26 protein-coding genes are annotated in these 26,160 nt (G+C 59.7%); 21 read left to right on the top strand and 5 right to left on the bottom strand.

Features of this window, described 5'->3' with window-relative positions:
- Positions 1-84 precede the first annotated feature (84 nt).
- From HMPREF3160_RS06855 to HMPREF3160_RS06840, 4 genes are all read left to right on the top strand, one after another.
- Positions 85-627, top strand: coding sequence for a hypothetical protein (locus tag HMPREF3160_RS06855; protein ID WP_035755505.1), 543 nt, complete (start codon positions 85-87; stop codon positions 625-627).
- Positions 628-993: 366 nt separating this feature from the next.
- Positions 994-1,236, top strand: coding sequence for a type II toxin-antitoxin system Phd/YefM family antitoxin (locus HMPREF3160_RS06850; protein ID WP_035755498.1), 243 nt, complete (start codon positions 994-996; stop codon positions 1,234-1,236).
- A complete protein-coding gene (locus HMPREF3160_RS06845) occupies positions 1,233-1,499 on the top strand; it encodes a Txe/YoeB family addiction module toxin (RefSeq protein ID WP_035755496.1) in 267 nt (88 codons plus the stop codon). Before HMPREF3160_RS06850 ends, HMPREF3160_RS06845 begins: the two co-directional genes overlap by 4 nt.
- A 249-nt stretch (positions 1,500-1,748) precedes the next feature.
- Entirely contained in the window at positions 1,749-3,710 is a 1,962-nt protein-coding gene (locus tag HMPREF3160_RS06840; RefSeq protein WP_070507739.1) for a heavy metal translocating P-type ATPase, read from the top strand.
- A gap of 25 nt (positions 3,711-3,735) precedes the next feature.
- Here the strand turns inward: HMPREF3160_RS06840 and HMPREF3160_RS06835 are convergent, their stop codons facing one another.
- Both HMPREF3160_RS06835 and HMPREF3160_RS06830 read right to left on the bottom strand, forming a co-directional pair.
- Positions 3,736-4,032 carry an aspartate dehydrogenase domain-containing protein gene (locus HMPREF3160_RS06835; RefSeq protein WP_070507735.1) on the bottom strand — a complete coding sequence of 99 codons (297 nt, stop codon included), beginning with the start codon at positions 4,030-4,032 and terminating at the stop codon, positions 3,736-3,738.
- Positions 4,016-4,372: a hypothetical protein gene (locus HMPREF3160_RS06830; protein WP_070507733.1), complete on the bottom strand. Its 357-nt coding sequence runs from the start codon at positions 4,370-4,372 to the stop codon at positions 4,016-4,018. The genes HMPREF3160_RS06835 and HMPREF3160_RS06830 overlap by 17 nt, the downstream gene beginning before the upstream one ends.
- A 255-nt stretch (positions 4,373-4,627) precedes the next feature.
- On the opposite strand from HMPREF3160_RS06830, the gene HMPREF3160_RS06825 reads away from it, so the two are divergent.
- The 13 genes from HMPREF3160_RS06825 (at position 4,628) to HMPREF3160_RS06765 (ending at position 15,891) form a co-directional block, all read left to right on the top strand.
- Positions 4,628-4,996 (top strand): DUF488 domain-containing protein, encoded by a 369-nt coding sequence (locus tag HMPREF3160_RS06825; protein ID WP_035755491.1) that lies wholly within the window; start codon positions 4,628-4,630, stop codon positions 4,994-4,996.
- Positions 4,997-5,032: 36 nt separating this feature from the next.
- Positions 5,033-5,431 (top strand): GNAT family N-acetyltransferase, encoded by a 399-nt coding sequence (locus HMPREF3160_RS06820; RefSeq protein WP_070507732.1) that lies wholly within the window; start codon positions 5,033-5,035, stop codon positions 5,429-5,431.
- A gap of 102 nt (positions 5,432-5,533) precedes the next feature.
- A complete protein-coding gene (locus HMPREF3160_RS06815; protein ID WP_070507730.1) occupies positions 5,534-6,040 on the top strand; it encodes a 2'-5' RNA ligase family protein in 507 nt (168 codons plus the stop codon).
- 265 nt (positions 6,041-6,305) lie between these two features.
- A complete protein-coding gene (locus tag HMPREF3160_RS06810) occupies positions 6,306-7,619 on the top strand; it encodes an ABC transporter permease (RefSeq protein WP_256174137.1) in 1,314 nt (437 codons plus the stop codon).
- Positions 7,616-8,920 (top strand): ABC transporter permease, encoded by a 1,305-nt coding sequence (locus HMPREF3160_RS06805; RefSeq protein WP_256174136.1) that lies wholly within the window; start codon positions 7,616-7,618, stop codon positions 8,918-8,920. The genes HMPREF3160_RS06810 and HMPREF3160_RS06805 overlap by 4 nt, the downstream gene beginning before the upstream one ends.
- Positions 8,921-8,928: 8 nt before the next feature.
- Positions 8,929-9,567 carry an ATP-binding cassette domain-containing protein gene (locus tag HMPREF3160_RS06800; RefSeq protein ID WP_070507727.1) on the top strand — a complete coding sequence of 213 codons (639 nt, stop codon included), beginning with the start codon at positions 8,929-8,931 and terminating at the stop codon, positions 9,565-9,567.
- Between the two features lie 139 nt (positions 9,568-9,706).
- Positions 9,707-10,051 (top strand): bifunctional 3-phenylpropionate/cinnamic acid dioxygenase ferredoxin subunit, encoded by a 345-nt coding sequence (locus tag HMPREF3160_RS06795; RefSeq protein WP_070492347.1) that lies wholly within the window; start codon positions 9,707-9,709, stop codon positions 10,049-10,051.
- The gene (locus HMPREF3160_RS06790; RefSeq protein ID WP_070507725.1) at positions 10,051-11,388 is read left to right on the top strand and encodes an NAD(P)/FAD-dependent oxidoreductase; all 1,338 of its coding nucleotides are present in this window, start codon (positions 10,051-10,053) and stop codon (positions 11,386-11,388) included. Before HMPREF3160_RS06795 ends, HMPREF3160_RS06790 begins: the two co-directional genes overlap by 1 nt.
- Before the next feature lie 200 nt (positions 11,389-11,588).
- Positions 11,589-12,266: a hypothetical protein gene (locus HMPREF3160_RS06785; RefSeq protein WP_070507723.1), complete on the top strand. Its 678-nt coding sequence runs from the start codon at positions 11,589-11,591 to the stop codon at positions 12,264-12,266.
- Entirely contained in the window at positions 12,263-12,808 is a 546-nt protein-coding gene (locus HMPREF3160_RS06780) for an OmpA family protein (RefSeq protein WP_070507721.1), read from the top strand. The genes HMPREF3160_RS06785 and HMPREF3160_RS06780 overlap by 4 nt, the downstream gene beginning before the upstream one ends.
- A 75-nt stretch (positions 12,809-12,883) precedes the next feature.
- On the top strand, positions 12,884-13,606 hold the full coding sequence (locus HMPREF3160_RS06775; protein ID WP_070507718.1) for a response regulator transcription factor: 723 nt from the start codon (positions 12,884-12,886) through the stop codon (positions 13,604-13,606).
- Positions 13,603-14,607, top strand: a complete 1,005-nt coding sequence (locus HMPREF3160_RS06770; RefSeq protein ID WP_083285517.1) for a sensor histidine kinase — start codon at positions 13,603-13,605, stop codon at positions 14,605-14,607. The genes HMPREF3160_RS06775 and HMPREF3160_RS06770 overlap by 4 nt, the downstream gene beginning before the upstream one ends.
- 69 nt (positions 14,608-14,676) lie before the next feature.
- Positions 14,677-15,891, top strand: coding sequence for a multidrug effflux MFS transporter (locus HMPREF3160_RS06765; RefSeq protein WP_083285516.1), 1,215 nt, complete (start codon positions 14,677-14,679; stop codon positions 15,889-15,891).
- A 46-nt stretch (positions 15,892-15,937) separates the two neighbouring features.
- On the opposite strand, the gene HMPREF3160_RS06760 is transcribed toward HMPREF3160_RS06765, so the two are convergent.
- On the bottom strand, positions 15,938-16,132 hold the full coding sequence (locus tag HMPREF3160_RS06760) for a ZIP family metal transporter (RefSeq protein ID WP_141739867.1): 195 nt from the start codon (positions 16,130-16,132) through the stop codon (positions 15,938-15,940).
- A 289-nt stretch (positions 16,133-16,421) separates the two neighbouring features.
- Between HMPREF3160_RS06760 and HMPREF3160_RS06755 the strand changes: the two genes are divergently transcribed.
- Entirely contained in the window at positions 16,422-17,225 is an 804-nt protein-coding gene (locus HMPREF3160_RS06755; protein ID WP_035755469.1) for a patatin-like phospholipase family protein, read from the top strand.
- A 63-nt stretch (positions 17,226-17,288) separates the two neighbouring features.
- Here HMPREF3160_RS06755 and HMPREF3160_RS06750 read toward each other — a convergent pair whose 3' ends face one another.
- Both HMPREF3160_RS06750 and HMPREF3160_RS06745 read right to left on the bottom strand, forming a co-directional pair.
- The gene (locus HMPREF3160_RS06750) at positions 17,289-18,959 is read right to left on the bottom strand and encodes an APC family permease (protein ID WP_070507717.1); all 1,671 of its coding nucleotides are present in this window, start codon (positions 18,957-18,959) and stop codon (positions 17,289-17,291) included.
- A gap of 110 nt (positions 18,960-19,069) precedes the next feature.
- Positions 19,070-20,047 carry a potassium channel beta subunit family protein gene (locus tag HMPREF3160_RS06745; protein ID WP_232219256.1) on the bottom strand — a complete coding sequence of 326 codons (978 nt, stop codon included), beginning with the start codon at positions 20,045-20,047 and terminating at the stop codon, positions 19,070-19,072.
- 445 nt (positions 20,048-20,492) lie between these two features.
- On the opposite strand from HMPREF3160_RS06745, the gene HMPREF3160_RS06740 reads away from it, so the two are divergent.
- The 3 genes from HMPREF3160_RS06740 (at position 20,493) to HMPREF3160_RS06730 (ending at position 26,018) form a co-directional block, all read left to right on the top strand.
- On the top strand, positions 20,493-22,955 hold the full coding sequence (locus HMPREF3160_RS06740; protein WP_176744716.1) for a hypothetical protein: 2,463 nt from the start codon (positions 20,493-20,495) through the stop codon (positions 22,953-22,955).
- 81 nt (positions 22,956-23,036) lie between these two features.
- Positions 23,037-23,942 (top strand): alpha/beta fold hydrolase, encoded by a 906-nt coding sequence (locus tag HMPREF3160_RS06735; protein WP_052048349.1) that lies wholly within the window; start codon positions 23,037-23,039, stop codon positions 23,940-23,942.
- Between the two features lie 243 nt (positions 23,943-24,185).
- Positions 24,186-26,018: an ABC transporter family substrate-binding protein gene (locus tag HMPREF3160_RS06730; RefSeq protein ID WP_035755580.1), complete on the top strand. Its 1,833-nt coding sequence runs from the start codon at positions 24,186-24,188 to the stop codon at positions 26,016-26,018.
- Positions 26,019-26,160: the final 142 nt, after the last annotated feature.

Genomic DNA, 26,160 nt, shown 5'->3' with positions numbered 1-26,160 from the left:
TCGCTATTCGAGGCGTGTTGCCTGCCAACCTTCCTAGTTTGACACTATTGGCAGAGTGCTAGTCGGGCGGTTTGGATCAAGGTGGTGAAAGCATTGAACATAGGGTCGCTTGCTGAGTGGGTCGGATCAATCGGGGGCATCTTGGCCGTGATTGCTGCGTTTGTCGCGTGGCGTGTGAGCTCGCGGTTGCTGGCGGTTGAGCAAAAACGTGATGAAGATAGGAAGAAAGCAATTGAACGCGAGCAGGCAGAACTTGTCTTCGCGCTCGGGGCGAGGCTGTCTCAACGCGAGAATGAAGAGAGTTGGGCCATCTTCCTGTACAACGGCTCGACCAAGCCAATTTACGATGTCAAGGTCTATAGCCAGCGATTGGACGGCAGTGTCCAGAACCGGCCTCTTGAGCTAGGAGCGCTTCCTCCCGGTAGGTTCGTCGTGCCAAGCCACCCCAAGTACCACTGGGGAGCCCTCATTGATCTTGACCGGTCGAACGAGGCCCCAGACTTCCTTGTTAAGGGCAAAGGTCGGAAGATGATTACAGAAGTTGCGTTCGTAGATTCGGCTGGGAAGGAGTGGTGCCTCAGCGGCGGCACGAAACTGGAGGAGAAGAACACCTCGCTCCAGGGGTGAGTCAAGCGCGCCGGCACCTGTTGGCAACAGCCTGATGAACGCGTCCACGCAGACGTTCGGAAGGCAGGAAATCTCTCGCTCACATCTGCTCCGCACCCGGCTGGGCTGAATTTGCGGCAGGGTTTATGGTGTCTTATCCAGTGCTCAACGCGCTCATCAGTATTGTGAGTGCGGCGTCCAGTCTCATTTTCCTAGCCGCTTGATATCGGTCAAAGAAAATGATCTCGCGCCCTGCATCGCGGAAGGCTAGTGGACCTGATGTGCTGATGTGGCAGTGATGTGCTGAGTTGACAGTGTTGCCTGCAAGAAGCGCCTATTGCCTTCCCGTACGTAAAGGCGTACGGTTGGTCTTGAGGTGATCGACGAATGACTGCTGTAAACGCAACATCGGCACGCAATAATCTGTACCGTTTAATCGATCAAGTGAATGACGAGTCTGAGCCGGTGACCATAACAGGGCAACGCGGCAATGCAGTCCTAGTGGGCGAAGAAGACTGGCGTGCGATTCAGGAAACACTGTTTCTGGCCTCGATCCCAGGAATGACTGAGTCCATCCTTGCTGCCCGGGAGGAAGGGATCGCGTCGGGCTCTGAGGAGCTTGACTGGTGACCAACTGGCGCTTGGTTTACTCGAAGCAGGCTCAGAAAGACGCAAAGAAATTAGCGTCGTCGGGGCTAAAGCCTAAAGCGCGAATGTTGTTGGACTTGCTCTCCGAAGACCCATTCGCCAGTCCACCCCGTTTCGAAAAACTTATCGGCGACTTAGCCGGTTGCTATTCGCGGCGGATCAATATTCAGCATCGCCTCGTTTATGAGGTCAATGCCGAGGCTCGCACCGTCCACGTTTTGCGGATGTGGACTCACTACGAATAAGCAAGCCCCACTAGGCACCAAAACTCCAGCACCGCACCCTCAAAAACCCTCCTGAAAATCACTGTCATTTTCAGCTACCAAGCGCCCGAAAAAGTAAGTTACACATGTTTCTTACACTGTGGCCCGCATCACGTAAAAATGCCCGTTTCCCGCCTCTGCGGGGCTAGCCTGGAAACAGGTTAACCGGCCATTCATGAACCAGATCCCCGTTCGGTTTCATCAGCCGGTCTCGACAAGGAGAAGGGTCATATGAGCTCAGCGTGCGGTTGCGGCGGCGACATCGTCATGGAAGGCATCGACGTCAAAACAGTCCCGTGGTGGCGGGACATCGAAATCCTCGTGCCACTCACCTCGGGCCTGCTCCTCGTCGCCGGGTTCATCACCGGCCTACTCGGCTACGAAACGGCCGAACAGGTCCTCTACTGGGCCAGCCTCATCATCGGCGCGGCAACCTTCGTACCTGATGCCCTCAAGCGCCTCACCAAAGGCAAAATCGGTGTCGCACTCCTCATGACCATCAGCGCCGTCGGCGCCGTCATCCTCGGCTACGTCGGGGAAGCCGCAGCACTCGCGTTCCTGTTCTCCATCGCTGAAGCCCTCGAAGAAAAAGCGATGGCCAAAGCGCAAGGTAGCCTACGCGCCCTCCTCGACCTCACACCAGACCAAGCGACCATCCGCCGCGGCGACACCACCATCACCATCCCCACCTCCGAACTCACGGTAGGGGACCACATCCTCATCCGCCCAGGCGAACGCGTCCCCACCGACGGCACCCTGATCACCAGCCGCACCGACATCGACACCAGCGCCATCACCGGCGAATCCATGCCGTTCATCATAGAACAAGGCGAACACATCAGCGCCGGCTCCATCGCAACCACAACGCCACTGGAAATCCAGGCCACCGCGCCAGGAACCGATAACTCGCTCACGACCATCGTCTCGCTCGTGCAAGGAGCGCAAAACGAACGCGGGGAACGTGCGCGCATCGCTGACCGCATCGCTACACCGCTCGTGCCGGGCGTCCTCGTCCTAGCGGCACTCATCGCGGTGATCGGTTCGCTGGTGGGCGACCCAGAACTGTGGATCACCCGCGCCCTCACCGTGCTCGTGGCAGCGTCCCCATGTGCACTCGCCATCGCTGTCCCACTCACCGTGATCGCCGCAGTCGGCGGAGCCAGCAAATACGGCGTGATCATCAAATCCGGTGCCGCATTCGAACGGTTCGGAACCATCCGCCACATCGCGATCGACAAGACCGGGACCCTCACCCGCGGCAAACCACAGGTCGCCGCCGTCCGCTCCGTCCCGAACGTCAGCATGGACGTCGCCCTGGAATGGGCCGCCGCCCTCGAACAACACAGCTCCCACCCGATCGCCGCCGCGATCACCACCGCCGCACCCGTGGTCCCCACCGCAACCGACGTCACGGAACAGGCCGGCCACGGCATCGAAGGCTGGGTCGACGGCGACCGCATCGCGATCGGAAGCCCACGATGGCTCAGCCCCGGCCCGCTCAGCGCAGACACCACCGAGCTTGAAGAAAACGGCATGACCACCGTGGTTCTGCACGTCAACGACGAACCAACCGCGGTGATCGGTGTGCGCGATGAGCTCCGCGAAGGAGCGGCCGATGCGGTGGCTGCGTTGAAGAAACAGGGCATCGGGATCACGATGCTGACCGGCGACAACGCACGCACCGCGAACGCGATCGCGGCCCAAGCCGACATCACGGATGTCCGCGCCGAGCTGCGCCCCGAAGACAAAGTCGCCGCGGTCCAAGCGCTCAACCACGTCGCGATGATCGGCGACGGCATCAACGACGCGCCAGCGCTCGCCGTGGCTGACATCGGTATTGCAATGGGCGTGGGTGGAGCCGATGTCGCGATCGAGTCCGCTGACATCGCCTTCACCGGCACGGACATTCGCCTGCTTCCGCGGGCCTTCGCTCACGCACGCCGCGGCCGGCGCATCATGAACCAGAACCTCGCGGTATCGCTCGCGCTGATCGTGCTGTTGCTGCCGCTTTCGTTCTTCGGGGTCATGAGCCTCGCCGCCGTGGTGCTCGCGCACGAACTCACCGAGGTCCTCGTGATCCTCAACGGCCTGCGGGCATCACGCCAGCCGCACATCCACATTCATGCGGGGAACGTTCACACGGGGCACACTCACTCGTCACGGGCTGACAGCCACGAGGTCGGCGCTGCATAGCCGGTCCCGGCGCAGGCGGTACGGTCTAGACGGTGACTCCGGACGTGCCTGCGATGGTCCGGATCCCGGTGATCACCGAGTTCACGACGATCCCGCTGGTTGCCGGGGAATCCGGTAGGGGATTGTTGGTGATCTCGAACCGGTAGGAGCCCGATGCGCCGCTAGCTGTGATGGTGTGTTTGGTTTGGTGTGTGGCTGGGTCGGCGATGAGTTTCACGACTGTCTCATCCCACATCCCCGTTGTGTGCGCGAGCGCGACAGCCACGTTGAGGTTGGCTGGGAACTTGTCGATAGCCCCGGCTACGTCACCCTCGTAGAGCACGCCGCAGCTGCGGGTCAGCCAGCGCGTCAACGCTGGTTATCAGTAGGTCTCTACCGGCCGCGACGATGCGCGGACCATACTCAGCCACGGCAGGAACCCCGGCGGCCTCAACGAACAAGTCCACGGGCCGCCCAGGTGCGCCGTCCGCTGGCACACTGTCCGCCTGCACATCCTCCGCCAACGCATCCTCCAGGTTGAGCTCGGCTACACCGTCGTCGGCTGCTGGCCCTGGTGTGCGCACGATCGCCCCCACGAGCTGGACACCATCCATAGCCAGGACCGCTGTGGCAACACGGGAGGCGATCCCGCCGTATCCGATCAAAGCGATGTTCAGCGCCATGTGGCCTCCTTGTCCATTTGCACTCCTTGCTCGCGGGTTTCCTCGCGCGGGGTATAGCTGGTTCGATCCTATGCTGTGCCGCGCCACCCCCTTGACGCAGTGAGCGGCTACTAAGGTAGATAGTGGCCGGCAGAACGCCGGTACAAGCCAGTGCGGGTACAAGCCAGCGTCGGTCCATGCCAGCGCCGATACAAACCGGCGCCAGAGTCAACAAGACTGTGCCGGCGTAAACAACAACACTGCGGGAGGGTGACCATGAGCTCACTGAGTGCTAAGTGGACGTTTCGTCGTGTCTATGAGGAGTCAGAGCCGACTAAGGGTACCCGCGTTTTGACTGACAGACTGTGGCCTCGCGGGATCAAGAAGGAGGCCCTCGACTATGACGTATGGGCTAAGGACGCGGCCCCGAGCAGTGCCTTACGCACCTGGTTTCATGAGGCGCCGGAAGAGCGTTGGGATGAGTTCAAGAGCCGCTACAGTGCCGAACTTGATGAGAACGATGCGGCCGCTGAACTAGCGGAGGAACTGTCACATAGCGCTCACGTGACGTTACTGACGGCGGCTAAGGATGTTGAGCATTCTCACGTCCCGGTTCTGGCGGCCTGGTTGCAAGAGCATGCGTAGGGAAACCGCAACGCATGAGGAAGGCAGAGCGACCGCATGATTACGTATCGTGATGAGCCAGGCGCGGTTCAAGCCGAGCAGCTTGAGGGGTTCTTCGTCGGCTGGCCCACCCCGCCGAGTGCTCAACAGCTCGTGGATGTCATGGATGGCTCGTTCCGACGCGTGTGGGCGCTCGATGGCGAGCGCGTGGTCGGTTACATCAACGCGATTAGCGACGGTGTTCTCACCGCGTTCATCCCGTGGCTTGAGGTGCTGCCGGAGTATCAGAATCAGGGGATCGGGCAGGAGCTGGTGCGCCGCATCGTAGCCGGCCTCGAGGGCATGTATTCGATCGATCTGGCCTGCGACGATCACCTGATTGGCTACTATGAGCGGCTTGGTTTCTTCAAAGGGACCGCGATGGTGATGCGCAACCGACGCGTGTTGCGCGGCTAGATCGGCGCCGGCGGGTAAGCACCAACAGTTGCTCGGCGTCAACAGTTGCTAGATCCTCAACATTAGCTAGTTTCTCAAAAATGCATGCGTGAGGGGTTTTTCGTGGCGTCACCGCAGAACATTCTGTTGTATTTACCGCCTGAGCAGGAGCGGCAGGTGCGCGAGATTCTCGATGCCCTCGAAGCCCGCGGTTTCCCGCGCCAAAACCAGACCCCACACATCACTATCTCTTTTTCACACGATATGGCGCCGGCAGCCGTGGAACGCGCCGCCGAGGTTTTACCAGCCGTGATCCCCGCGGAGTTTCAACGAGTCGGCACCGTGATATTCGGTACGCGCCGCAAACAGACGGTCGCATGGCTTTTGGAAACGGGGGAGCCGATGCGGCAAGCAGTCCGCGAGATCAGCGTGCTTAACCCGGAGGATCACCGCACGGACTGGATCCCACACCTCACGATGGGCCTGCGGCTGCCGCGCGAAACCGTGCCCGAATATGTTGCGGCACTGGATGAGGTGACCCCGCGGCATTTCAAAGAACTGCTAGCGCACCGGGCGGGCTTCTGGAAACCAGTAACCCGGGAATATCGGGCGCTCGCCGGGGCTCACTGAAACTTCCTCGCGTTCCCTCAGCTTGGGTGCAGAGGACCTTCAGACTCGTTTCAGAATCGAATTATAAGTTTCTTTCGGACCTTATCGGCGCGCTGCATTCTGCGAACCAGATTTCGCTCACCACTATGCATCCCACTGTGGGTAGCCTCGCGGTTAGTCTTGCGATCAGCGCCATGGACGCGCCAACCATTTTCACCTTGAAAGGGAAACTGTGTCGTTTCTAGGAAGAGCGTGGCGCTACTGTGCCCGAAAACCAGTCAAGACCGTGATTATCCTTGCTGTTCTCGCGGCGATGGGGACCGTGGTGATGTCCGCGGGCGCTGTGACCCGCTCCGCGGACCAGGTCGCACAAGAGATTGACGCGAAGACCGGTAGTGGCTTCGTGTTGGAGAATAACCCTCACTACAACATGGGTACCCCGCGTGGGGCGGGCAACGTGAAGCCTGCCGATATTGAAAAGCTTGCGAGCTTGGATGGTGTGGTCTCCCATGTCGCCCGCCAGAACGTCACTGCTGATCTTGTGGGTGCGAAGGTTCTCAAGCCTGACCACGCTGACTATGACCAGCAGCGCGAAGCCCAGTTCGGTAATGCCGTGAACGTGTGGGGCGTCAACGAATCTGAGATCGCTAACGCGTTCCGTAGTGGTTCGTTGAAGCTCGTCGAGGGCAGGCACTTGACGTCTGAAGACAAACACAAGTCCGTGATCCATGAAGATCTCGCGAAAGCGAACAACCTCAAACTTGGTAGCACGCTCACGTTGAAGGGCAACAAATACGACGTAGATAACCAGCAACAATCCACCAAAGAAGTGAAGACTGAGGTTGTCGGCATCGTATCCGGCAAGAACACCCGTCCAGTCGCGGTGCGTAGCGAACTGTACGCTAACACGGTTTTCACTGACTTGGATACAACGCGGACGCTGTATCAGTTCACACCTCAGACTGAGATTTATCAGGACGCGAACTTCTTTGTGGCCAAGGACGCCAACTTCGAGGACGTCGTCAAGGCCGCCGCAGCTCAGGGGATCGACTGGAACAACTACCAGCTTTCACGTTCCACCCAATACCTTGCTGGTATCACTGGGGCAGTGGACGGTGTCACGAGCATCATGAACAACACGACGGTGGGTGCGACGATCTTCGCCGCCGCCGTTGTAGCGCTCGTGTTGTTCCTATGGCTCAACGAACGCAAGAAAGAAACCGGGACCTTGCTCGCCATCGGCGTCAATAAAGCCAACATCACCGCCCAGTATTTCGCAGAGCTCATCCTGATCGCTATTCCAGCGTTCATCGTCGCCTATTTCGCGGCGAACAGTTTCGCTCAATGGATGGGGAACACGACGCTCGCGAGCGTCAATAAGTCCGCTGAACAAGAGATGGCTCAAGCTGGTCAGTTCGGTGCGGACATGGAATCCTCCGCCTCCGTTCAAACACTCGACAGCCTCGCGGTGGGACTCTCGACGGCTTCGGTGATCCAAGCGGTGATCATCTGTGTGGCTGTGGTCGCGGTGGTTGTCGCGGTTACCTCGCTACCGATGCTGCGTAAAAGCCCACGCGCGATCCTCGTGGACACCAAATGAGCAGTCCTTGGCCCCGAGCGATCCGCAGCGTGATCCGCAAACCGCGGCGCAGCATCCTCATGACACTCATCATGGCGGTCGTGTTCACCGCGCTCGTCGCCCAGTCCGGCGTTCGGTCCTCGATGGCGGACGTCAAGGACGCGATCAGCACCAACGTTGGCGCCGGCTTCACTGCAACCGCCGGCGCTGTACCCGGCACTAACCCTGATACTGGTAATGCCACTGATACTGGTAACGGTACTGGCCAGCCGCCTGCACAGCCGCCTTCCCAACCGCCTGCCCAGCAGGCCGGTATCGATGAGTCGGTGCTCAAACGTTTGGCTGGTTTGCCGCAGATCGCTAAGCACAGTGTGGAAGCGGTGACGATGCCGCAACTTGAGGGTGCTAAACCGGTCGCTGGTGGGCGTGGGGTCCAATTGGACCCTGAATTCGCTAGCGCAGTGACTGCGACTGGAGTCAGTGATTCGGAGTTGAACCCGGGGTTTCAGGGCAAGCTGTATCAGCTGGTTGAGGGAACGCACGTGGGTGAGGGCACATCGCAAGCGCTGATCCACCGGGAGTTCGCCCAGCTCAACAATCTCAAGCCGGGATCCACCCTCACCCTCGCTCAAGGCACAACGAAAGTCACCGTGAAGGTTGCGGGGATCTTTGACGGGAAAACAGAAAACCCAAGCGGGCTGCCGGCGGGTGCTTCAGAGAACCAGGTGTTCGTGGACCTCGCCTCAGCACGGAAGCTCGGAGCACCGCTGACCACCGGCCGGTATTTCACCCATAACGCCCAGGAACTCCCGGAAGCTCTCAAAGCGGCTCATCAGGCCGCGCCAGACCTTACATTGGAGGACAATTCTGCGCAGTTCGCCCCGGTTCTCCAGGCGATCGCCGGAGTGGACAAACTATTGGCGGTCCTGTTGCTGGGCTTGAGCATCGCGGGTGCGTGCGTGCTCACGCTCGTGAGTACGTTCTGGGCACGGGGCCGCATCCACGAGGTAGGCATCTTGCTGTCGCTCGGGAAATCGAAGGGCAATGTGCTCTCACAGTTCGGGATTGAGGCAAGCATTTTCGCCGCCGTCGCCGCAGTCATCTCAACCGTAGCTGGGACGGTTCTGTCCGGCTATCTCGGGCGGGCAATCATCGCTCAGGCGGGGGATGACGCGCTGGCCTCAATCCACCTCACAGCCAGTGCAAGCGGCACGGTTGCCGCGCTTGCGTGGGGTTTCGTCATCGTGCTGATCGGCGTTTCGGTAGGCGTTCTGCCTCTCATCACCCAACGCCCCAAACGCATTCTTTCAAAACGTAGTTAGGAAAAATCATGTCCATCATGCAACTAGACCACGTCGGTTACACGTACGGCAGCACCGCCCAGCGGGTGCTCAACAAGGTCACCTATGACTTCGATCTCGGCACGTTCTATGCGATCGTCGGCTCTTCCGGCGCGGGTAAGACAACGATGCTGAGCCTGCTCGCAGGTCTCGATGCGCCCACTGACGGTGTTGTGCGTTTCAACGGCACAGACATCGCCACCACAGGCTACACACGTCACCGGCGCGACCAGATCGCGTTGGTGTTCCAGAACTACAACTTGATTGACTACCTCACCCCTATTGAGAACCTGCGGTTGGTGAACTCGAAAGCCACGGTCGAGGACCTGACCCGCCTTGGGGTCGATGCGGCCGCAGCTCAGCGGAACGTGTTGGCTTTGTCCGGTGGGCAGCAACAGCGTGTCGCGATCGGACGAGCGCTGGTTTCCTCTGCACCTGTGATCCTCGCTGATGAGCCGACAGGTAACCTGGATGAAGAAACCGCGGAAGGTGTGATCGAGATTCTGCGTGATGCCGCGCATCAGCAAAATAAATGCGTGATCGTGGTGACTCACTCCAAACAGCTTGCGAAGGCTGCGGATGTCACGTTGCGTCTTGAACGCCGCAACCTCGTGGAGCACCGCAACTAACTCTGGAGGCCGGTGCCGGGTCGCCGGTGGCCCGGCACCGCAGCGACCACCGAGTGGCCCGCTACCGCATCGTTCGCCGCCGCACCGAATAGAGAACCGCACCAAACTTGAGTCCATCGAGTACAGAGGAGAGGCACTTATGAGCGATACCGTCAAAATCCCTGTCAGCGAGATCCCTGAGGGAGAGGCGTTCCTGGTTCCGGGGGATGAGAACGTAACCGGCGAGGACATCGCGGTGTTCCATGCCGAAGATGGCTCGTTTTATGCCCTCAATGATGAGTGCACGCACGAGGTAGCGAGCCTCGCCGACGGCTGGGTCGAGGGCACGGAGGTCGAGTGCCCGGCGCATGCGGCCAGGTTCTGCCTCAAGAACGGTAAGGCGTTGTGTCTGCCGGCCACTGTGGATGCCCGGACGCACAAGGTCGAGGTTGAGGGCGACACCGTGGTCCTGTACCCGGGTGTGCCTGCTATTGACGCTGACTGATGCCAGTGAATTCTGTTGCGATCATCGGCGGTGGTGTCGCCGGCTTCACCGTGGCGCGCCAGCTGCGCTCCCGTGGCTTTGATGGTGAGATCACGATGGTGGAGCCAGGTGGCCTGCCGTATGACCGGCCGCCGCTGTCGAAGGGCTACCTGCTAGGCACACAGACGCTGGAACAGATCCAGTTCGAGCCACGAGAGTGGTTCGACGAGAACCGCGTGAAGCTCATCGAAGCTGAAGCCGTGGCGGTAGAGGACTCCGCTGAAGCGCTAGGGCTCTCCGCCGAAGCGGCTGAAGACTCTGCCGGGGCGGTTGCACACTCAGCCGCCTCACCTGGCAACTCGCAGATCACCGTCCGGCTGAACAATGGCGAAACTCTCACCGCTGACCGTGTGGTTCTGGGTACCGGCGGTAGCGCCCGCAAGCTCCCGGTCCCTGGCGGTGAGTTGGAAGAGGTCCTTCAGCTGCGTACCCGCACGGACGCTGACCTCTTGCGTGAAAGCATCACCCCAGGCACACGTGTGGTCATTGTGGGTGCGGGGTTGATTGGTGCGGAAATAGCATCGACACTGCTGGAACTCGGCGCTGATGTGACGCTCGTGGAACCGGCGAACCCTCCGCTGCTGTCCGCTGTTGGGGCGGTGTTGGCCGAGCATCTGCACGCGATGCATGCCGGGAAGGGGATCGACGTCATCCATGACGCTCCGGCTCGTATCGAGCTGGATGGCCCCGAACGCGTTGTGACCCTCATAGATGGCACGCAGGTGAGGGCGGATCAGGTTCTGGTGGGTATCGGGATCACCCCGAACACCGCGCTCGCCGAACGCCTCGGCTTGGAAGTCAACGACGGCGTGCTCGTCGATGAGTGCCAACGCACCTCGAACCCCGCGATCTTCGCGGTGGGGGATGCCGCGCGCATCCGCACCCCTGAGGGTGAACTGTTGCCGCGCGCGGAGCATTGGGAGAACGCGATGAACAGCGGATCGAGAGCCGCCGCCGCGATCCTGGGGCAAGAGCCTAGCCCGGCCGAATCCGTGCACGCAGCCGCGTGGTTCTGGTCGGACCGCCACGGGGTTCACGTCGAAGGCGTGGGTTCGCTGGTCGCCGGGCATGAGAGCGAAACCCAGTTTGTTCACCGTTTCAATGAGGACGGTTCTCCGCAGGCGACGTTCCTCCTCAACCCGGACGGGACCATGGCTGGGTGTGCAGCGGTCGATGGCGGGGTCACGGTGCGTGCGGCTCGCCGGATCATTGATCAAGGGCTTGTTGTACCGCCCGATGCGCTGGCCGATCCGTCTGTTCCGCTCCGGAAACTTGCCCGCCCACCTCTGAAAACGTAGGGGACGCCCCACACCTGACTCAAACGATCCTCAAGTAAACGAATTCTGAAGTTTTGCGTCGTTGTCGCTAATTCGGTACAAGATCCGGGTTGTTGGCGACAGATCTGCGATAGGTTGAAGGGTCCTTCGCCGTAGCGTTGTAAACAAGACGGAGGCACACAGCTTTCCGTGCAGGTTCTATAGAGGCGAAAGGTTTAGCCATGAACAAGTCAACTGCAAGCAAGATGGTTCTGGGCCTGGCGCTCGCTTCGTCCATTGGTTTGGCAGGCTGCTCGGTGGGTGTGAGCGATGAGGGCCAGGACCAGAACGCGAACCAGGCCTCAGCGCAGCAGAGCGCCCAGGGCGACAATACGAACTCGGCGGAGCAAGCCCACGCCACCTCTGGCGACTCCACCTCGAACAACACGAACGCATCAGACAACGGCGCCGAACAGGGCAACGATTCTGGCGAGGGTAACCAGGATGGTCAGCAAGACAATCGAGAACCGATCCTCTCGGTCACCACGGGAGTGACCGTGGAAGGGGATAAGGACGCCAAGCTGACCATCGACATGCTTGAAGCTAAGCGTGAAGGTAAGTTCGTCAAGGTCGTCTATGGGTACACGCTGCACACCACCGCGGAAGACGAGGGCAAATTCAACCTGTGGAAAGTCGCGGGGAATCAGCACATCGTGACTGAGTATGCGATCGACCAGAAGAACCTCAACAAGCATGAGCGGCTCAGCACTCGCGCGGTCACCAACCAGGGTGTGCATTTGACCCCGGGCAAGCGCACCTATTCAACATCCGTGTTCGCGGCTCCACCTGAGGACGTTCACACCATGGACTTCAACATGTGGAACAACACGGAGATGGCTCAGGGGGTTGAAATCGATTGAAACGCGTAACAGGTGTAACGGCTTCGCTGGTGGCTCTCGCCCTGGTGGTGGGAGCACAGCCGGCGCTCGCCGATGACAATAAACACGAAAAGCTCAGCGATAAAGAAATAGCGAAATCGATCAAGCCCATCGATCCCAAGATCGAGAAGATGGATATGGGTATCAAGAAGCTTGAAACTGAGCGGAAGGAAGACGGCAAGGACATTGTGAGCTTGTCTTCTGACATCCTCTTCAAGATTGACGCCCACAAGCTTTCGGATAACGCGAAGAAGAAGATCGGTGAGCTTGTCAAGGACGTGCCGAAGAATGCGAAGATCGCGGTGGGCGGCCACACGGATAACGTGCCGTCTAAGGTCGGGAACAAGAAGCTCTCTGAGCTACGCGCCAAGTCTGTTGCCGATGCGATCAAGGCCGCACGCAAGGACCTCAAGGTTGAGGCGAAAGGCTTCGCGGACACCAAACCGGTTGCAAATAACGGCACCAAGTCGAAGCCAAACTTCGAGGGCCGTGAGAAGAACCGGCGGGTCGAGATCCGCTATTAGCGGCTAGGCTGGGTTCATCGCGTGGTGTGTACCGCGTGGTGGGCCCGCTTGGCTGTTGTGAAGGGTAGGAACTTTATGGGCGGTGTGTCGCCTCGTCCACAGATCTTGTTAGTTGATGATGATGCCACCATCAGGGAACACTTGGCTCCCGTTTTAAGCCGGAACGGCTTGGACGTGGATGTCGCTGTGGACGGGGCTGACGCGCTCCGTAAGATTGAGCACCGCCGCCCGAGCCTGGTCATCCTCGATGTTCTGATGCCGCGGGTTGATGGCCGTGAAGTTTTGCGGCGCATCAGGGCCGATGACGAATGGTTGCCAGTGATTCTGCTGACCGAGGTCGGCGAATCCTTCGAACGCGCAGCAGCCCTTGATGACGGCGCCGACGACTACCTGACCAAGCCGTTCGACCCGGTCGAGCTGATGGCTCGGATCCGTGCCGTGCTACGCCGCAGCGGGCAAGGCGGCGCTCCACTCAGTGCGGCCGAATCTCTGGTTGCCGGCCCGTTGAAGCTGGATCGACCGGCACGCCGCATCTTCGTTGATGGCCGCGAGAAATCCCTGACCCCGCGCGCGTTCGCGTTGCTCGAGTTCTTGATGAGCCACCCGGATGAGGTGTTCTCGCGTCAACGCCTACTCGAAACTGTGTGGGGTTTCGAAGCGATCGTGACCACGCGGGCCGTGGACCATCGCGTGGCTGAGATCCGCAAGGTTCTCGGTGATGTAGCTCCGGGGCAGTCGATGATCGAGACGGTCTCCGGTGAAGGGTTCCGTTTTGTGGCTGAGGTGGAGCGCGCATGAACCAGCCAGCGTACCCACCTGCGCCTGAGTCCCCGTCTGCGCCCAAAGCTGTACAGCGTCAACGTTCCAGACCGTCCTCACCGGACTCTCAGCCCGCGCAGCGTCGCCGCGGGAAACTGAACTGGACGCTGGTTGTAGTGTTCGCGCCGGTGCTGGTGGGCCTGGTGGCGAGCCTGATCTGGGCGTCGGTGGACAGCAAGAAAGTCTTAACGGTCGCAACCACGTTGGCGTGGGTTCCGTTGATTCTGGGCGTCACCGTGACCGTTGTTTTCCTGATCGGCTGGCTTGCCGTGGCCTGGTTGCGCCGCAGCGAGGTGCGCGCGGTTCGCCGCGAACGCGAGGAGCAGACGCAGCGTAGGCAACGGCTCATGGCGCGGCTGGATCACGAACTAAAGAACCCTATTCAAGGGATCCGTGCGGCTCTCGCGGACGAGCCCTCGCAACGGCAGCTGGACAACATTGGTGCGCAGGCTCAGCGGCTCTCTAGCTTGTTGAGTGATCTGCGTAAGATCAGCGAGGTCGAGCACGCCGAGCTTGAGCTGAGCAGCGTGGACTTGACGGAGCTGGTGGAAGAAGCTGTCCAGACCGTGTTGGAGATCCCGGGTGCTCGCGAACGCCACATCGAGGTCGCACTCCCGCGCGCCCCGAGGCCGTTGCCGCGTATTCAAGGGGACTCAGACTTGCTGTTCCTCGCCATTTCTAATGTGCTCAGTAACGCCGTGAAGTATTCGGACCCTGGCGCCCGCATCGAAATGCACGGCCGTGAAGCGGACGGTTCGGTGTATATCGACTGCGCGGATACGGGCCGCGGTATCGCTGCGGACGAGCTGGAGACCGTGTGGGAGGAACTTGGCCGCTCACGTGAGGTGCGCGGAACCGAGGGGAGCGGCTTAGGCCTGCCAATGGTCCGGGCGATCATCGAACGCCACGGAGGATCCACATCGTTGGAGTCTTGGCACGGCCAGGGCTCTAAAGTCACGTTGCGACTACCTGTCGCTTAGCACGCCGGCGCTGAACCGTTACACCGCTGTGCCGTTACGCTGCTGCGCCGCGTCGTAGCATGGACACCGATGAGTCAGGAACCTTCTGTGAGCCGCCCGCGCCTGTTGCCGCGCCGCATGATTGCGGTGTTGGCGTTGTGCGGCGGGCTCGCGCCGTTTGCGATCGATGCGTACGTTCCCGGTCTGGATCAGATTGCACGCGAGTTCGGTGCGAGCGCGTCAGTGACGCAGCTGTCGCTCACGGGCTTTCTGATCACGATGGGTCTAGGCCAGCTTGTGATTGGGCCGTTGTCTGATCAGCGTGGCCGGCGCACGTTGCTCCTGCTCGGCCTGGTGGGCTCAGGGATTGCTTCTCTGGTTTCGGCACTGGCTCCAAGCATCGTGGTGCTGATTATCGCGCGATGCTTCCAAGGCGTATGCGGTGCTGCTGGGGTGGTGCTTTCGAAAGCGATCATCGCTGATGTGGGGCGCGGTAAGGGGATCGCGAAGGCGTTGTCCACGATCATGGCGATTCAGTCGATCGCACCGGTGATCGCGCCCGCGGTGGGTGGGGTGTTAATCCCGTGGTTGTCCTGGCGTGCAGTGTTCGTGATGTTGGCGTGTGTTTTCGCGCTCGCTGCGCTAGGCGTGTGGTGGGCTGTCCTGGAAACGCTACGTAGCGAGGACCGGCATACCGGAGGGATCGCGAAGGCGTTTGCGAACATGGGGGAGCTTCTGACCCGTGGCTCCTATGTGTTCCCGACCCTCATGTTCGTTGCGGGTTTTGCCGTGATGTTCGCCTATATTTCCGCTAGTTCGTTCATCATGATCCGCATGAACGGGTTTAGCGAGCGTGAATATGCGCTCATGTTCACGTTCAACTCGCTCACGCTGGTGTTGGCGAGTGCCGTGAATCCGCGGATTATTGACCGGATTCCGGCGCGCCGCTGGGTCACTATCGTGGGGTGCACACAGGCGGCTGGTGTCGCGTGGATCGTCATTTCGGTAACGCTGCTCGAGGCGGCGGCGTGGCCGCTCATGGCGGGTTTCGCGGTAGTGGTGTGTTGCAACGGTTTCTTGCTACCGAATCTGGTGGCGCTCTCGCTTGAAGCCTCAGCGGGTCGCACGGGTGCGGGGTCTGCGATGTTGGGTGCGGCTCAGTTCGGTCTGGCGGCGGTGGTCGCGCCGTTGACCGGCATCGGTGATGGCGCTACGGCACTGCCGATGGCGCTCACGATGGTCACGGCCTCGTGCGTGTTGCTTGTTGCGTTGATGGGGGTGCGGCGGACCCACCCCGATGCGTGAGGGGCCTTGCCGAGAAGTCGGGAACCTAGCTTGGGCGGCAGTTTAGTTAGGTCGCAACGCAGTTGCCCATGATTCGTCGGGTGGGGACGCCGGCTGTTTTCATGTCGGAGGCTGAACCGACGGATTCGGGGATGTTGGCTAGGCAGATCGCGATCAGCAATGCGATGCTGACGTCGTTGCCGGCTCCCATTCCTACACCGAGTACGGTTTGTTCCGGAATGCCGTCGAGGATGGCACCCATGACGAGCACCATTCCTGCGTTGCCGGTGCCTTGTTTACGCCGATGAGTCGCGGCGGCCAGGGGGGGTGACGAGCCCTAGGACCGCGCCGATCGTGAGCGAGGATGCGGCGATGATTCCCCAGATGGTGGCGGTCAGCATATGTGTAGTTTCGCATGTTCACAGCGGGGCGGCGTCGCATTTCTCATTGGTGCTGGCGTTTTTGGTGTTGATACGGAACTGTAGAAGAAGATGTGTCGCTGTCGGTGCGGCAACGTGTCTCGTGTACAGCGAGGATTGTTGGAGGTTTGTGTGCTTGGTTTAGCGTTGGGTGGCGGTGGTGCCCGAGGTTTGTGCCATGTGGGGGTGTGGCATGAGCTGGAGCAGCTCGAAGTGCGCCCGGAGGTGATCGCCGGGACGAGCATGGGCGGGATCATCGGCGCGTTGATCGCCGCTGGTCATGATGCGGCGAAGATCCGCGAGATCAGTGAGAGCGTGGACTGGTGGAAGGTGTTGAACTGGGGTCTCAGCGGCCGCGTGCTCTCAACTAAGCGTCTGCGGTCTTTCTTAGGCCAGTATTTGCCCGAAACCTTCGAGGAGCTCGAGACTCCACTGGTTGTTGTGGCCACGGATGTCGCTAGCGGAACCACCCGTTATCTGCATTCGGGGAACCTGCTTGCTGCAGTGCACGCTTCGGCCGCGTTCCCTGGGGTCTTGGAGCCGGTCCGGGTCGGTAGTGACCTGTTGATGGATGGCGGGATGCTGAACCAGCTTCCGGTGGATGCGGCGCATTTCTTCGGCGCCAAGAACGTGGTCGCGGTGAATGCGACCGCACTGGAAGCGGTCGATATGACTAAGGAATCTCAGCCTGTACCGACCGGCAGGTTCATCAATGGCACATTCAAGGAGGCGGTGCGCGGCATCGAGATCATGCAGGCGCAACTGATCAAAGTTCGGTTGTCTCTGTTCCCTCCGGATGTGCTGATTGACCCGCAAATGGACGATGTGGGCTTCACCTCGTTCAACAAGTTCCAGCGTGCCGCTGAAGCGGGGGAGAAAGCAACACGGGAACTAGCCGAACAACTGAAAGCGCTCGTCTCTAAGCCCGCGCCATAGTCCCACAGGTTGACACATGCATTAGCCTGCCACGTTGTAGTGTGTGGCAGGCTAATGCATCGGCTACTTCATCGGCTTGGCAGGGTCTGGGTCATCCGGTTCTTGCTCGGCCAGTGTCTCGGCAGCCGCTGCAGTGTGGGGAGCCATGTTGGAGGTGTCCGCGCCAGGCATCGGCACAATCGGGATGGCGCCGGTGATGCGCTCTACCTCTTCGTCAATGTGGTCCTGGTCCAGGTAGACGTCCTGGTGTTCACCCAGCATGACCTCGCGGGTTTCTTCTTCTGTGAGGGCTTCGAAGCGTGGCCGGCGCACCAGGAAGAACCCGACACCCAGAATGAGCCACACGATCAGCGCAATGAGCGATGGCGTGCTGAGCGCGCCAGGGGAGAACGGCAAGAACAGCAGCAGGAGGAACACCACGGAAATCGCGGCACCCAGTAGTGCGACCGGGCCGGAAAGCGTAATCAAGAAAGGTACGCGTTCCCCGGCAGCGCGCATGAGGGAGCGGTCGCGGTGCATGACCTTGAACGCGCACAAGCACGTATAGAAGTACGCGATGGTGACACCCACCGAGCTCATGTCCACAACCCAGCTGAGCGCGGCACGCCCGAACCATGGGGTGATCAGGCACAGCGCAACCACCACGATGAGCGCAACGTGCGGGGTGTGGAAGCGTGGGCTGATCTTTGCTGTGGCTTCCGGCAGCATGCGTGCGCGGCCGAGGGCAAGCACTACACGGGATGCGGACATCGTGAAGCCGTTGAGGCCGGTGAAGATACCCATAGAGACACCGATGACCAGCAGGACCACGCCGAACTGGCCGAGCACACCGGCGATCACATCGGCAGGTGCCCACGTGTCGTCACCGATATTTTCGATGCCTGGACCGGCAGAGAGCGATACCGCCATGATCATGAGGACGTAGATCGCAACAGCCGCGAAGATCGCGAACATGATCAGCCCCAAGGCCTTACGTGGGGAGAAGTTGAACTCACCTGCAACCTGCGGGACGTTATCGAAACCGATGAACGCCCACGGGGCGATCGCAACGAGCGTGATGATCGCGGCCATCGGAGGAACATCGGTTGGGAAAGCCGGGCCAAAGCTCAGCTCGTTGCGGCCAGCCATAGCGACTACACCGATCACGATGAGCACAACAGCAATCAGCATCACGACAACCGCGACGAACTGAACACGGCCACCGAAAGCCGCACCACGAATGTTGAGCCAGCCAAACAGGATGAGGCACGCGGACGCGAAGATGACCTCAGGCAGATACACGTTGAACTCTGCGATAGTCCACAAGTGGACTTGCTCCATGATCCCGGGCGCTAGACGCCTGGCGACAAGCGCCATCGCAGAGGCGTTCAGCGCAACGATACAGAGGTAACCGAGGGTGAGGAACCAGCCGACAATGAACGCGTGACGCCGTCCGAAAGCAACCAGGGCATAAGCGACCTCGCCACCTGTGACAGGCAGGGCCTTGATAACGATGCCGTAGCTCAACGCAATGAGCGCGATAAGGCTACCGCCGATAGCCATACCGAGTGCCGCGCCGACCACACCACCTTGATGGAGCCAATCGACGGGGAGCACGAACGCGCCCCAACCAACTGCGGAACCAACAGCTACCGCGAAAACCCAAGCAGGTTTCTGCGTCTTTTTAAGTTCGCCTTCTTGCGGGGCATTTGCACTCGCCGCGGTGGCAGCGCCACCGTGAGTTTCGGTACTCATCTCAAATCCTCAGACATGCGTTGAAAGCATGCGTTGACATCATTCTCTTATGAAAATGTGATTCACCCTACAGGAGTTGGGCAGGGTTTGCGAGTTACCGGACAACGCGGCTAGGCGAAAATCTGGTCGAGTTCCGCTTTAGCCTCCTCGGTGAGGGCGGCTTTCGCATCGAGCGCTCCGAGGTTTTCGTTGAGCTGAGCAAGCGAGGTTGCGCCGGTGATGACGGTGGAGACGTTCGGGTTCTTCAAAAGCCATGCCAGCGAGAGCTGAGCGGGAGTCACATCGAGCTGCGCGGCCATCTCAACGAGTTTGCGCACTCGATCCTTCTGCGTCTCATCTGCGATAGCGGATTCGAGGATCTTCCCATACCGGCCAGCGGCGCGGGAGCCTTCCGGGATGTCGTTTAGGTATTTACCAGTCAGGATGCCGCCAGCCAACGGTGACCACGTGGTCAGGCCCAGGCCAATGTCCTTATATAGGCGCGCGTATTCTTTCTCGACCTTGGTACGTTCCAAGAGGTTGTACTGGGGCTGCTCCATGTAGGGCTTATGCAGATGGTGGCGTTCGGCGATCTCGTAGGCCGCGCGAATCTCATCGGCTGACCATTCCGATGTGCCCCAATACAGTGCCTTGCCGCTAGCGACGATGTCGCTCATCGCCCACACGGTTTCCTCAATCGTGGTTTCCGGGTCGGGGCGGTGGCAATAGATGAGGTCCACGAAATCCAGGCCTAGGCGTTCGAGTGAGCCGTCGATACCCTGCATGAGGTACTTGCGGTTCAGGGTGTTGGTCAGATTGACCTTGCCATCTGAGATTCCCCAGAACAGTTTGGTGGAGATGATGTACTCGGAGCGCCTCCAGCCAAGTTCTTCGATGGCCTGCCCCATGATCTCTTCGGACTTTCCGCCCGCATACACTTCAGCGTTATCGAAGAAGTTGACGCCGGCATCGGCGGCTGCCTGCATGCATTCCTTAGCAAGCCCGGTGTCGATGGTGTCTCCGAAAGTGACCCATGAGCCGAAGGAAAGCTCGGAAACTTTGAGGCCTGCACGTCCAAGACGGTTGTATTCCATACTGTTCTCGCTCATGTTTTAAGCCTACTCTTAGCAGAGAAAATATATGCCCCCACAGGCTCCGCTATAGAACTACTGTATGGCCGTATATGTACGTAAATGCATAGTAAACATACGCCCCTACGGGATGATGTCTCATTTACATTCGATCTGTGGGGCAATGGTGGCTAATTATGCGGATATGCGAATAACTCAGTGTTGTGACGAATTATTTTTGACCCCATAGACGCGGTACAATAGAAGTAGACCTGGTGTTACTTCACAGTTCGAGTTCAGGCGCCGCTACGCAATCTTGTAGAGAAATGAACGAAGCGCGCCTGAAGAACCTGACTACCAAGCGAAACTCTGTGTGAGATCTGTGTGGTTCGTGGTGCTCGAAACCGCGAAGATTCATGACTGACAGAGGATCTATGTGTGACACTGGTCTGCGCACCAATGACTGAGGCGAGGAGGTAAGGGTATGCGTGAAAGTCATCCGTTGTTGCCCCTAGGACCTTGCTCGCATTCGGGCCAGGAAGAACTCCGTGTGCAAGCGACTGGTACTAAATTACAGCGCGAGGGGAAGGCGGCTGGCCGCATCAAGCGGTTCACCGTTGGGTCTGCAGCTTTCGCTTTGGCTGCCGGCATGGCTTTTGCTCCGGCTTTCGGCTCCGAATCGGCACATGCTGCTCCTGGAATGGGTGCAGATAGGGCAGGTGTCGCTCCTGCATATCAGTCTGCAGCTAAGCCAGCGGTCAAGCCGGCGCTGACCCCCATCCCGCTTGACGGGTTGGATGAAAACTCTGCCTACATTGCTCAGTTGTTTAATAACGCAGACTGGTCTGAGCAGGTGGCTTCCATGCCAACCGAGTGGGTTCAGTTGCGCAGGTTTGATAAGCGTGTGCAAGGAACCTTCAGGGGCGTTGTGACTCAACCGGCTTCAGGGGATGTCTCTGAACAGGACGCGGCACCTGCTGCCGGCGTCACGGTGGTTGGCGCCTATGTCAATGACTGGGTTGCCAAGGGCATGGACCGCTTCATGCTACGCAACCCTGGTGTTGGGCGCGAGGCCGCGCTAGCTGAGCAGGTGCGTCTGCTCAAGCAGTATGAAGAGATCACGGGCAAATCTGGCCTCGCTGAAACCAAGATGACCTGGACTGACGACCAGGGGCAATACGTTTTGGCATTCAACGGCACGTTTAATAAGAAGCCGTCCGAAGACAAACTTATCGGTGAGATCGCAGAGAGCGCCAATGACGGTTGCTTCACGAGCGCGTTGGGTAACTCCATCTGCAAGGTCAAAGAGCGCCGCAAGCACGTCAACTTCAAGTACTCGATGGTTTTTGTTGGGCAGGCAGAGAACACCAACTTGACGTGGTCTAGCCCAGCACTCTTGCCGCAGTACGATCTCCCTAACCCAGGGTTGACCAACGTTGCATGGGGCGCATATGGCTCCTACACGGTAGATTTCACACTCCCTGCTCCTGAACAGCCAGCGGAAGAGCCTGCCCCGATCGCTGAACCATCTGGCGTACCTGAACCAGGTGAGGCAGCACCGGGAGAGAACGAGCCAGGCGAAGAACTCGCTCCAAGCGAGCCTGAGACGGCCGAGGAAGCACCAGGCGAGGCAGAAACAACCGAGGAAACGCCAGACGAGGTTGCGCCTACCCCCGAGCCGACCGAGCCTGCAACGTCTGAGTCCGCTGAGCCATCGCCATCAGAGGACGAGCCAAGCGAAGAAACGGCTCCATCCGAGCCAGCTCCAAGCGAAGCAGACCCAACTGAGGAAGCTCCATCTGAGCCTGCACCGGGCGAGGAAGCTCCAGCTGAACCAGAACCATTCCCAGCACCAACTGACCCGTTCCCGGAAGAATCGGACGCAAACGAGCCAGTGGATGAGACGGAAATGCGGCCGATCGATCCGCCGCAGCCTTTCTCGCCAGGTGGTTTCCAGCGGCCGCCACGGCTCTCGCCAGATCTGCTGGACGTACCTGAATGGTTCAGGCCAGGACTGTTTGATCCTCCGCATTCCTCCGGCCCGTGGGGTGCCCGCCCTTCAGTGCCGCAAGGCCACCGCCCTTCGGCGCCTCTGGGCAACCGTCCAAACGTGCAGCAGGGCCACCGCCCGTCTGCGCCTCTGGGTAACCGCCCGTCCGCACCCCTGGGCCGTGTTCCGTCTGCACCACAGATTCAGATTCCGCTAGCACCAGGGTTCCCGGCCGAACCGGCTCCTATGCCATTGCCTGAAACTGCGCCAGGCCGGCCACTGGATCCTCTGCCAGCTGTCCCATTGGCGCCACCAGTCGCGCCGGCACCATCGGCCGCCCCGGGTCCGGCAGATGTTTCTCCTGGAGAACCGGAGGCTCCACAGCCATCGGAAGCTCCTGCACCGTCTCAGGAAGATCAAACGCCGGAGGACTCTACGGAGAACGGCGGCGGTGCAGGGGATGCACAGCCAAGTGGTGAGGCTCCTCTTCCAGGTGAACAGCCTGGCGAACGCGGCACTGACCAGGGTGCAGGGGAAGGCGTCATCGTTCCAGGATCGCCTAACGATCCAACAGGCTCCGATGTGCCAAGCATCTTTGAACCGTTCTTCCCTGGAAGCCAGGGGCAGGACGGCAGCAGCCCCGAGTCCCGTGACGGCTCCGCTGGTGATGGCGAACGCCCAGCGCCCGTCCTGGACGAACACGGCAATCCCATCGAGCCTCCGGCTGCAAGTGACTTCGGCTGGGTTGAACATCACGGCCAGCAAAACCGCCCACAAGGGCCGCTGGGTAAGGTGACCCCGCGCACCAAGGAGCAGGCCGAAGCATGGGATGCGGAAGAAGCCGTGGGTATCCCATGGGTTCACCGTGGAACCCAGACTGCAGGTGTTGTAGTAGCTGTGGTCGGTTTGGGGATGCTCGGCGGCGTAGGCCTCATGGTGATGCGCCGCGGGCTCTAATAGGGCCCGCAGGCTATAACACAGTTGCGCCGCTGGCACTAACAGAGCCCGGAGGGTAGCCGCGTTAGCTAGGGTGACATTATGGCTGAGTCTGAAGCACCCGATGCGAAGTTAACCGATACCAACCTGCCTGACGCTAACCTCCCGGTCCAGGTTGTGGGGGAGGGGCCCGTCCCGGTCGTGTTCCTGCACGGTCTGATGGGGCGGGGCCGTAACTTCATCTCGATTGCGAGAGCTCTATCTGAGGTTGCGACGTCCTATCTAGTTGATCTGCCGAACCACGGCGCTGCCGAATGGACTGAGGATTTTTCCTACGACCAGATGGCTGATTCGGTGGTCGCAACCCTCAAAGCCCGCGACGTTGACTCTGCCGTGGTTGTGGGGCACTCGATGGGCGGCAAGGTCGCCATGAAGGTCGCGTTGCGTCACGGTAGCTGTGCGGCAGACGGCGGCGAATCGGGCGGCCGGGCTTCCGCCACTGATGGCACGCCTTTTGTGCGTGCGCTCGCGGTCATCGATATATCGCCGCGCCCTGCGGACTATGAAGCCAACAAAGCACCCTTCAAGCATCTGCTGGATAGCGTGCTTGATTTAGACTTTGCGTGTATTGAGAGGCGCACTGATGCCGATGCGGCATTGGCATCAGAGGTCGAGGAGCCTGGGGTGCGGGCTTTCCTGTTGCAGAACCTTCAGCGTGATGGCGATGGCTGGTCCTGGCAGCCCAACGTAGCGAGCCTGCGCAGCTGGCTGAGTAAGGTCGGTGACTTCCCACTCACATCTGAGGACCTCCCGTTTGAGGGTCCCGTTGTGTGGGTTGGTGGTTCCGACTCCGGATACATCACGGACGAGGATGCCCCAGTGATGCGGGAACTGTTCCCGGGCATGCGCAAGGTCATGGTCAAAGGAGCCGGACACTGGGTGCATGCGGACCGCCCCGACGTGGTTATACAGATCCTGTCGCGACTCATACAGGAAGCCGCTGAGTAGAAGCGATTCCTGCCGATGAGAAGGCACAGCGGCGTAGAAAAATCCATGTGGTCTTACCACAATTCGCGCGTTCAATCATCATCTGGGCGTAACCATGGAGAATCTGAAAATTTACCTTGATATTCATTTTGAAAACAGGTTGTATAGTATTGAGCACGTGATCTAGCTAACAACGATCATGAATCCTCACGGCAACCGGCGCCGCCGAGTTGTATGCACCATTTGAGAATGACAGGAGTGGACATGCGTCTGAAGCGTATCTCCATGGCAGTTGCGGCAACCGCAGCTGCATCTCTGGCACTGACCGCTTGCTCCCCGGGCGGTAGCCAGGATAAAAAGAAGGACGACAAGGGCGGCGATAGCCAGACCGTTGGCGATGCTAAGCAGTTCGAAGGCTCGGGCCGTTTTGAACTCAGCGACGTAGAGACCCAGAACAAGGAAATCAAGATCACGGTAGGTTCCATTGAATACGGTGGCTACAACGGTCTGACTCCAGATACCTACTCCACTTACACCTCCGCTGTTGCCGATACCTACATGCCAGGCTTCAGGTACTACGGCACGGATGGCAAGGTCTACCAGAACAAGGACATGGGCTCCTACAAGCTCATCTCCGAGGACCCGATGAAGGTCGAATACACCATCCACGAGGATGCTGTATGGTCCGACGGCACGCCGATCACCGTAGCTGACGCAATCTCCGCATGGGGTACCCAGACCACCTTGTCCTCCCCAGACGCAGAGAAGGATGGTGACGGTAACGCCCCACCGCTGTTCGACAACGTCTCTAACGACCTCGTCGACCAGGTTCCAGACGGCCCGCAGGGCGACCCTAAGGGCAAGAAGTTCACTGTGACCTTCAAGGAACCAAACCCAGACTGGGAGCTGCAGACCTGGTTGTCCTTCCCAGCACACGTCATCGCTAAGAACGGCGGCTTGTCCAAGGAAGAGTACATCAAGGCTCTCCAGGACCAGGACGGCAAGAAGCTCGAGAAGGCTGCAGAGTTCTGGAACAAGGGCTGGAACCGCGGCGCAGGCAAGTTGCCGAAGGAAGAAGATAACGTCTCCGGCGGCCCATACATCCTCGACTCTTGGCAGCAGGGAGAGTCCGTCACCGTCAAGGCCAACCCTAAGTACTGGGGCGAGAAGCCAGGCGTTGAGAAGCTCACCTTCCGCTTTATCGATGACTCCGCCATGGTTCAGGGCTTGAAGAACAAGGACCTTCAGGTCATCTCACCTCAGATCACCCCGGACATCGCCGACCAGCTCAAGGGCCTCGAAGGCTCCAACGAGGCCAAGCTCTACTCGGGTAACCAGCTCACCTGGGAGCACCTGGACTTCAACTTCCGCAAGGGCAACGTGATGGAGGACCTTGACGTCCGCAAGGCGTTCGCCATGTGTGTTCCACGTCAGGAAATCGTTGACAAGCTGGTCAAGTCCATCAACCCAGACGCGACCGTGCTCAACGCACGTGAGATCTTCAGCGATGACGAGAACTACGAGAATGTTGTCTCTGAGGCATATAAGGGCGAATACGACGAGGTCGACATCGAAGGCGCCAAGAAGCTCCTGAAGGACAAGGGCAAGGAAGGCGCAACCGTACGTATCGGTTACTCCGCACCAAACCCACGCCGTAGCCAGCAGTTCCAGCTGATCAAGAACTCCTGCGAGAAGGCCGGCTTCAAGGTTGAAGACGTCTCCTCCAAGGACTTCTTCGATCCAGGCGGCACCCTAGATACCGGTAAGTACGAGGTAGCACTCTTCGCATGGGCAGGCTCCGGCCAGAAGACCTCCGGCTGGAACATCTACCACTCGAAGGGTGCACAGAACTACGGTAAGTTCAAGAACGCCGATGTTGACGCCGCATTCGACAAGATGAAGAAGGCGACGGCTGACGATGCACACCTTGAAGCAGTCAAGGAAGCAGAGAAGGCTCTGTGGGATAACCTCTACGGCATCCCGATCTTCCAGCATCCAGGCATGCGTGCAGCTGATCCAAAGATCGCTAACATCGCGCACACTGTGACCCAGTCCGGTATTACCTGGAACGCTGACCAGTGGCAGTACGTTAAGTAAGTCACTGGCTTCTATAACTACATCGCAACGCGTTGTGCCCGACCCATAACTCAAGATGAACGCTGAGCGCACGCTCGGCACTTGAATGGCGTAACGTGTAGCCAAGGGTAAGCGGGCCCGGAGTCGGAAGACTCCGGGCCCG

The sequence above is a fragment of the Arthrobacter sp. HMSC06H05 genome, from assembly GCF_001807395.1.
GTDB lineage: Bacteria > Actinomycetota > Actinomycetes > Actinomycetales > Micrococcaceae > Pseudoglutamicibacter > Pseudoglutamicibacter albus.
This window is presented reverse-complemented; position numbering and strand designations above follow the sequence as displayed.

Coding starts and splice junctions, on each gene's coding strand:
- HMPREF3160_RS06850 (WP_035755498.1), top strand. CDS start 994: ATGACTGCTGTAAACGCAACATCGGCACGCAATAATCTGTACCGTTTA.
- HMPREF3160_RS06840 (WP_070507739.1), top strand. CDS start 1,749: ATGAGCTCAGCGTGCGGTTGCGGCGGCGACATCGTCATGGAAGGCATC.
- HMPREF3160_RS06830 (WP_070507733.1), bottom strand. CDS start 4,372: ATGGCGCTGAACATCGCTTTGATCGGATACGGCGGGATCGCCTCCCGT.
- HMPREF3160_RS06825 (WP_035755491.1), top strand. CDS start 4,628: ATGAGCTCACTGAGTGCTAAGTGGACGTTTCGTCGTGTCTATGAGGAG.
- HMPREF3160_RS06820 (WP_070507732.1), top strand. CDS start 5,033: ATGATTACGTATCGTGATGAGCCAGGCGCGGTTCAAGCCGAGCAGCTT.
- HMPREF3160_RS06805 (WP_256174136.1), top strand. CDS start 7,616: ATGAGCAGTCCTTGGCCCCGAGCGATCCGCAGCGTGATCCGCAAACCG.
- HMPREF3160_RS06800 (WP_070507727.1), top strand. CDS start 8,929: ATGTCCATCATGCAACTAGACCACGTCGGTTACACGTACGGCAGCACC.
- HMPREF3160_RS06795 (WP_070492347.1), top strand. CDS start 9,707: ATGAGCGATACCGTCAAAATCCCTGTCAGCGAGATCCCTGAGGGAGAG.
- HMPREF3160_RS06790 (WP_070507725.1), top strand. CDS start 10,051: ATGCCAGTGAATTCTGTTGCGATCATCGGCGGTGGTGTCGCCGGCTTC.
- HMPREF3160_RS06785 (WP_070507723.1), top strand. CDS start 11,589: ATGAACAAGTCAACTGCAAGCAAGATGGTTCTGGGCCTGGCGCTCGCT.
- HMPREF3160_RS06775 (WP_070507718.1), top strand. CDS start 12,884: ATGGGCGGTGTGTCGCCTCGTCCACAGATCTTGTTAGTTGATGATGAT.
- HMPREF3160_RS06770 (WP_083285517.1), top strand. CDS start 13,603: ATGAACCAGCCAGCGTACCCACCTGCGCCTGAGTCCCCGTCTGCGCCC.
- HMPREF3160_RS06765 (WP_083285516.1), top strand. CDS start 14,677: ATGAGTCAGGAACCTTCTGTGAGCCGCCCGCGCCTGTTGCCGCGCCGC.
- HMPREF3160_RS06760 (WP_141739867.1), bottom strand. CDS start 16,132: ATGGGTGCCATCCTCGACGGCATTCCGGAACAAACCGTACTCGGTGTA.
- HMPREF3160_RS06750 (WP_070507717.1), bottom strand. CDS start 18,959: ATGAGTACCGAAACTCACGGTGGCGCTGCCACCGCGGCGAGTGCAAAT.
- HMPREF3160_RS06745 (WP_232219256.1), bottom strand. CDS start 20,047: ATGAGCGAGAACAGTATGGAATACAACCGTCTTGGACGTGCAGGCCTC.
- HMPREF3160_RS06740 (WP_176744716.1), top strand. CDS start 20,493: ATGCGTGAAAGTCATCCGTTGTTGCCCCTAGGACCTTGCTCGCATTCG.
- HMPREF3160_RS06735 (WP_052048349.1), top strand. CDS start 23,037: ATGGCTGAGTCTGAAGCACCCGATGCGAAGTTAACCGATACCAACCTG.
- HMPREF3160_RS06730 (WP_035755580.1), top strand. CDS start 24,186: ATGCGTCTGAAGCGTATCTCCATGGCAGTTGCGGCAACCGCAGCTGCA.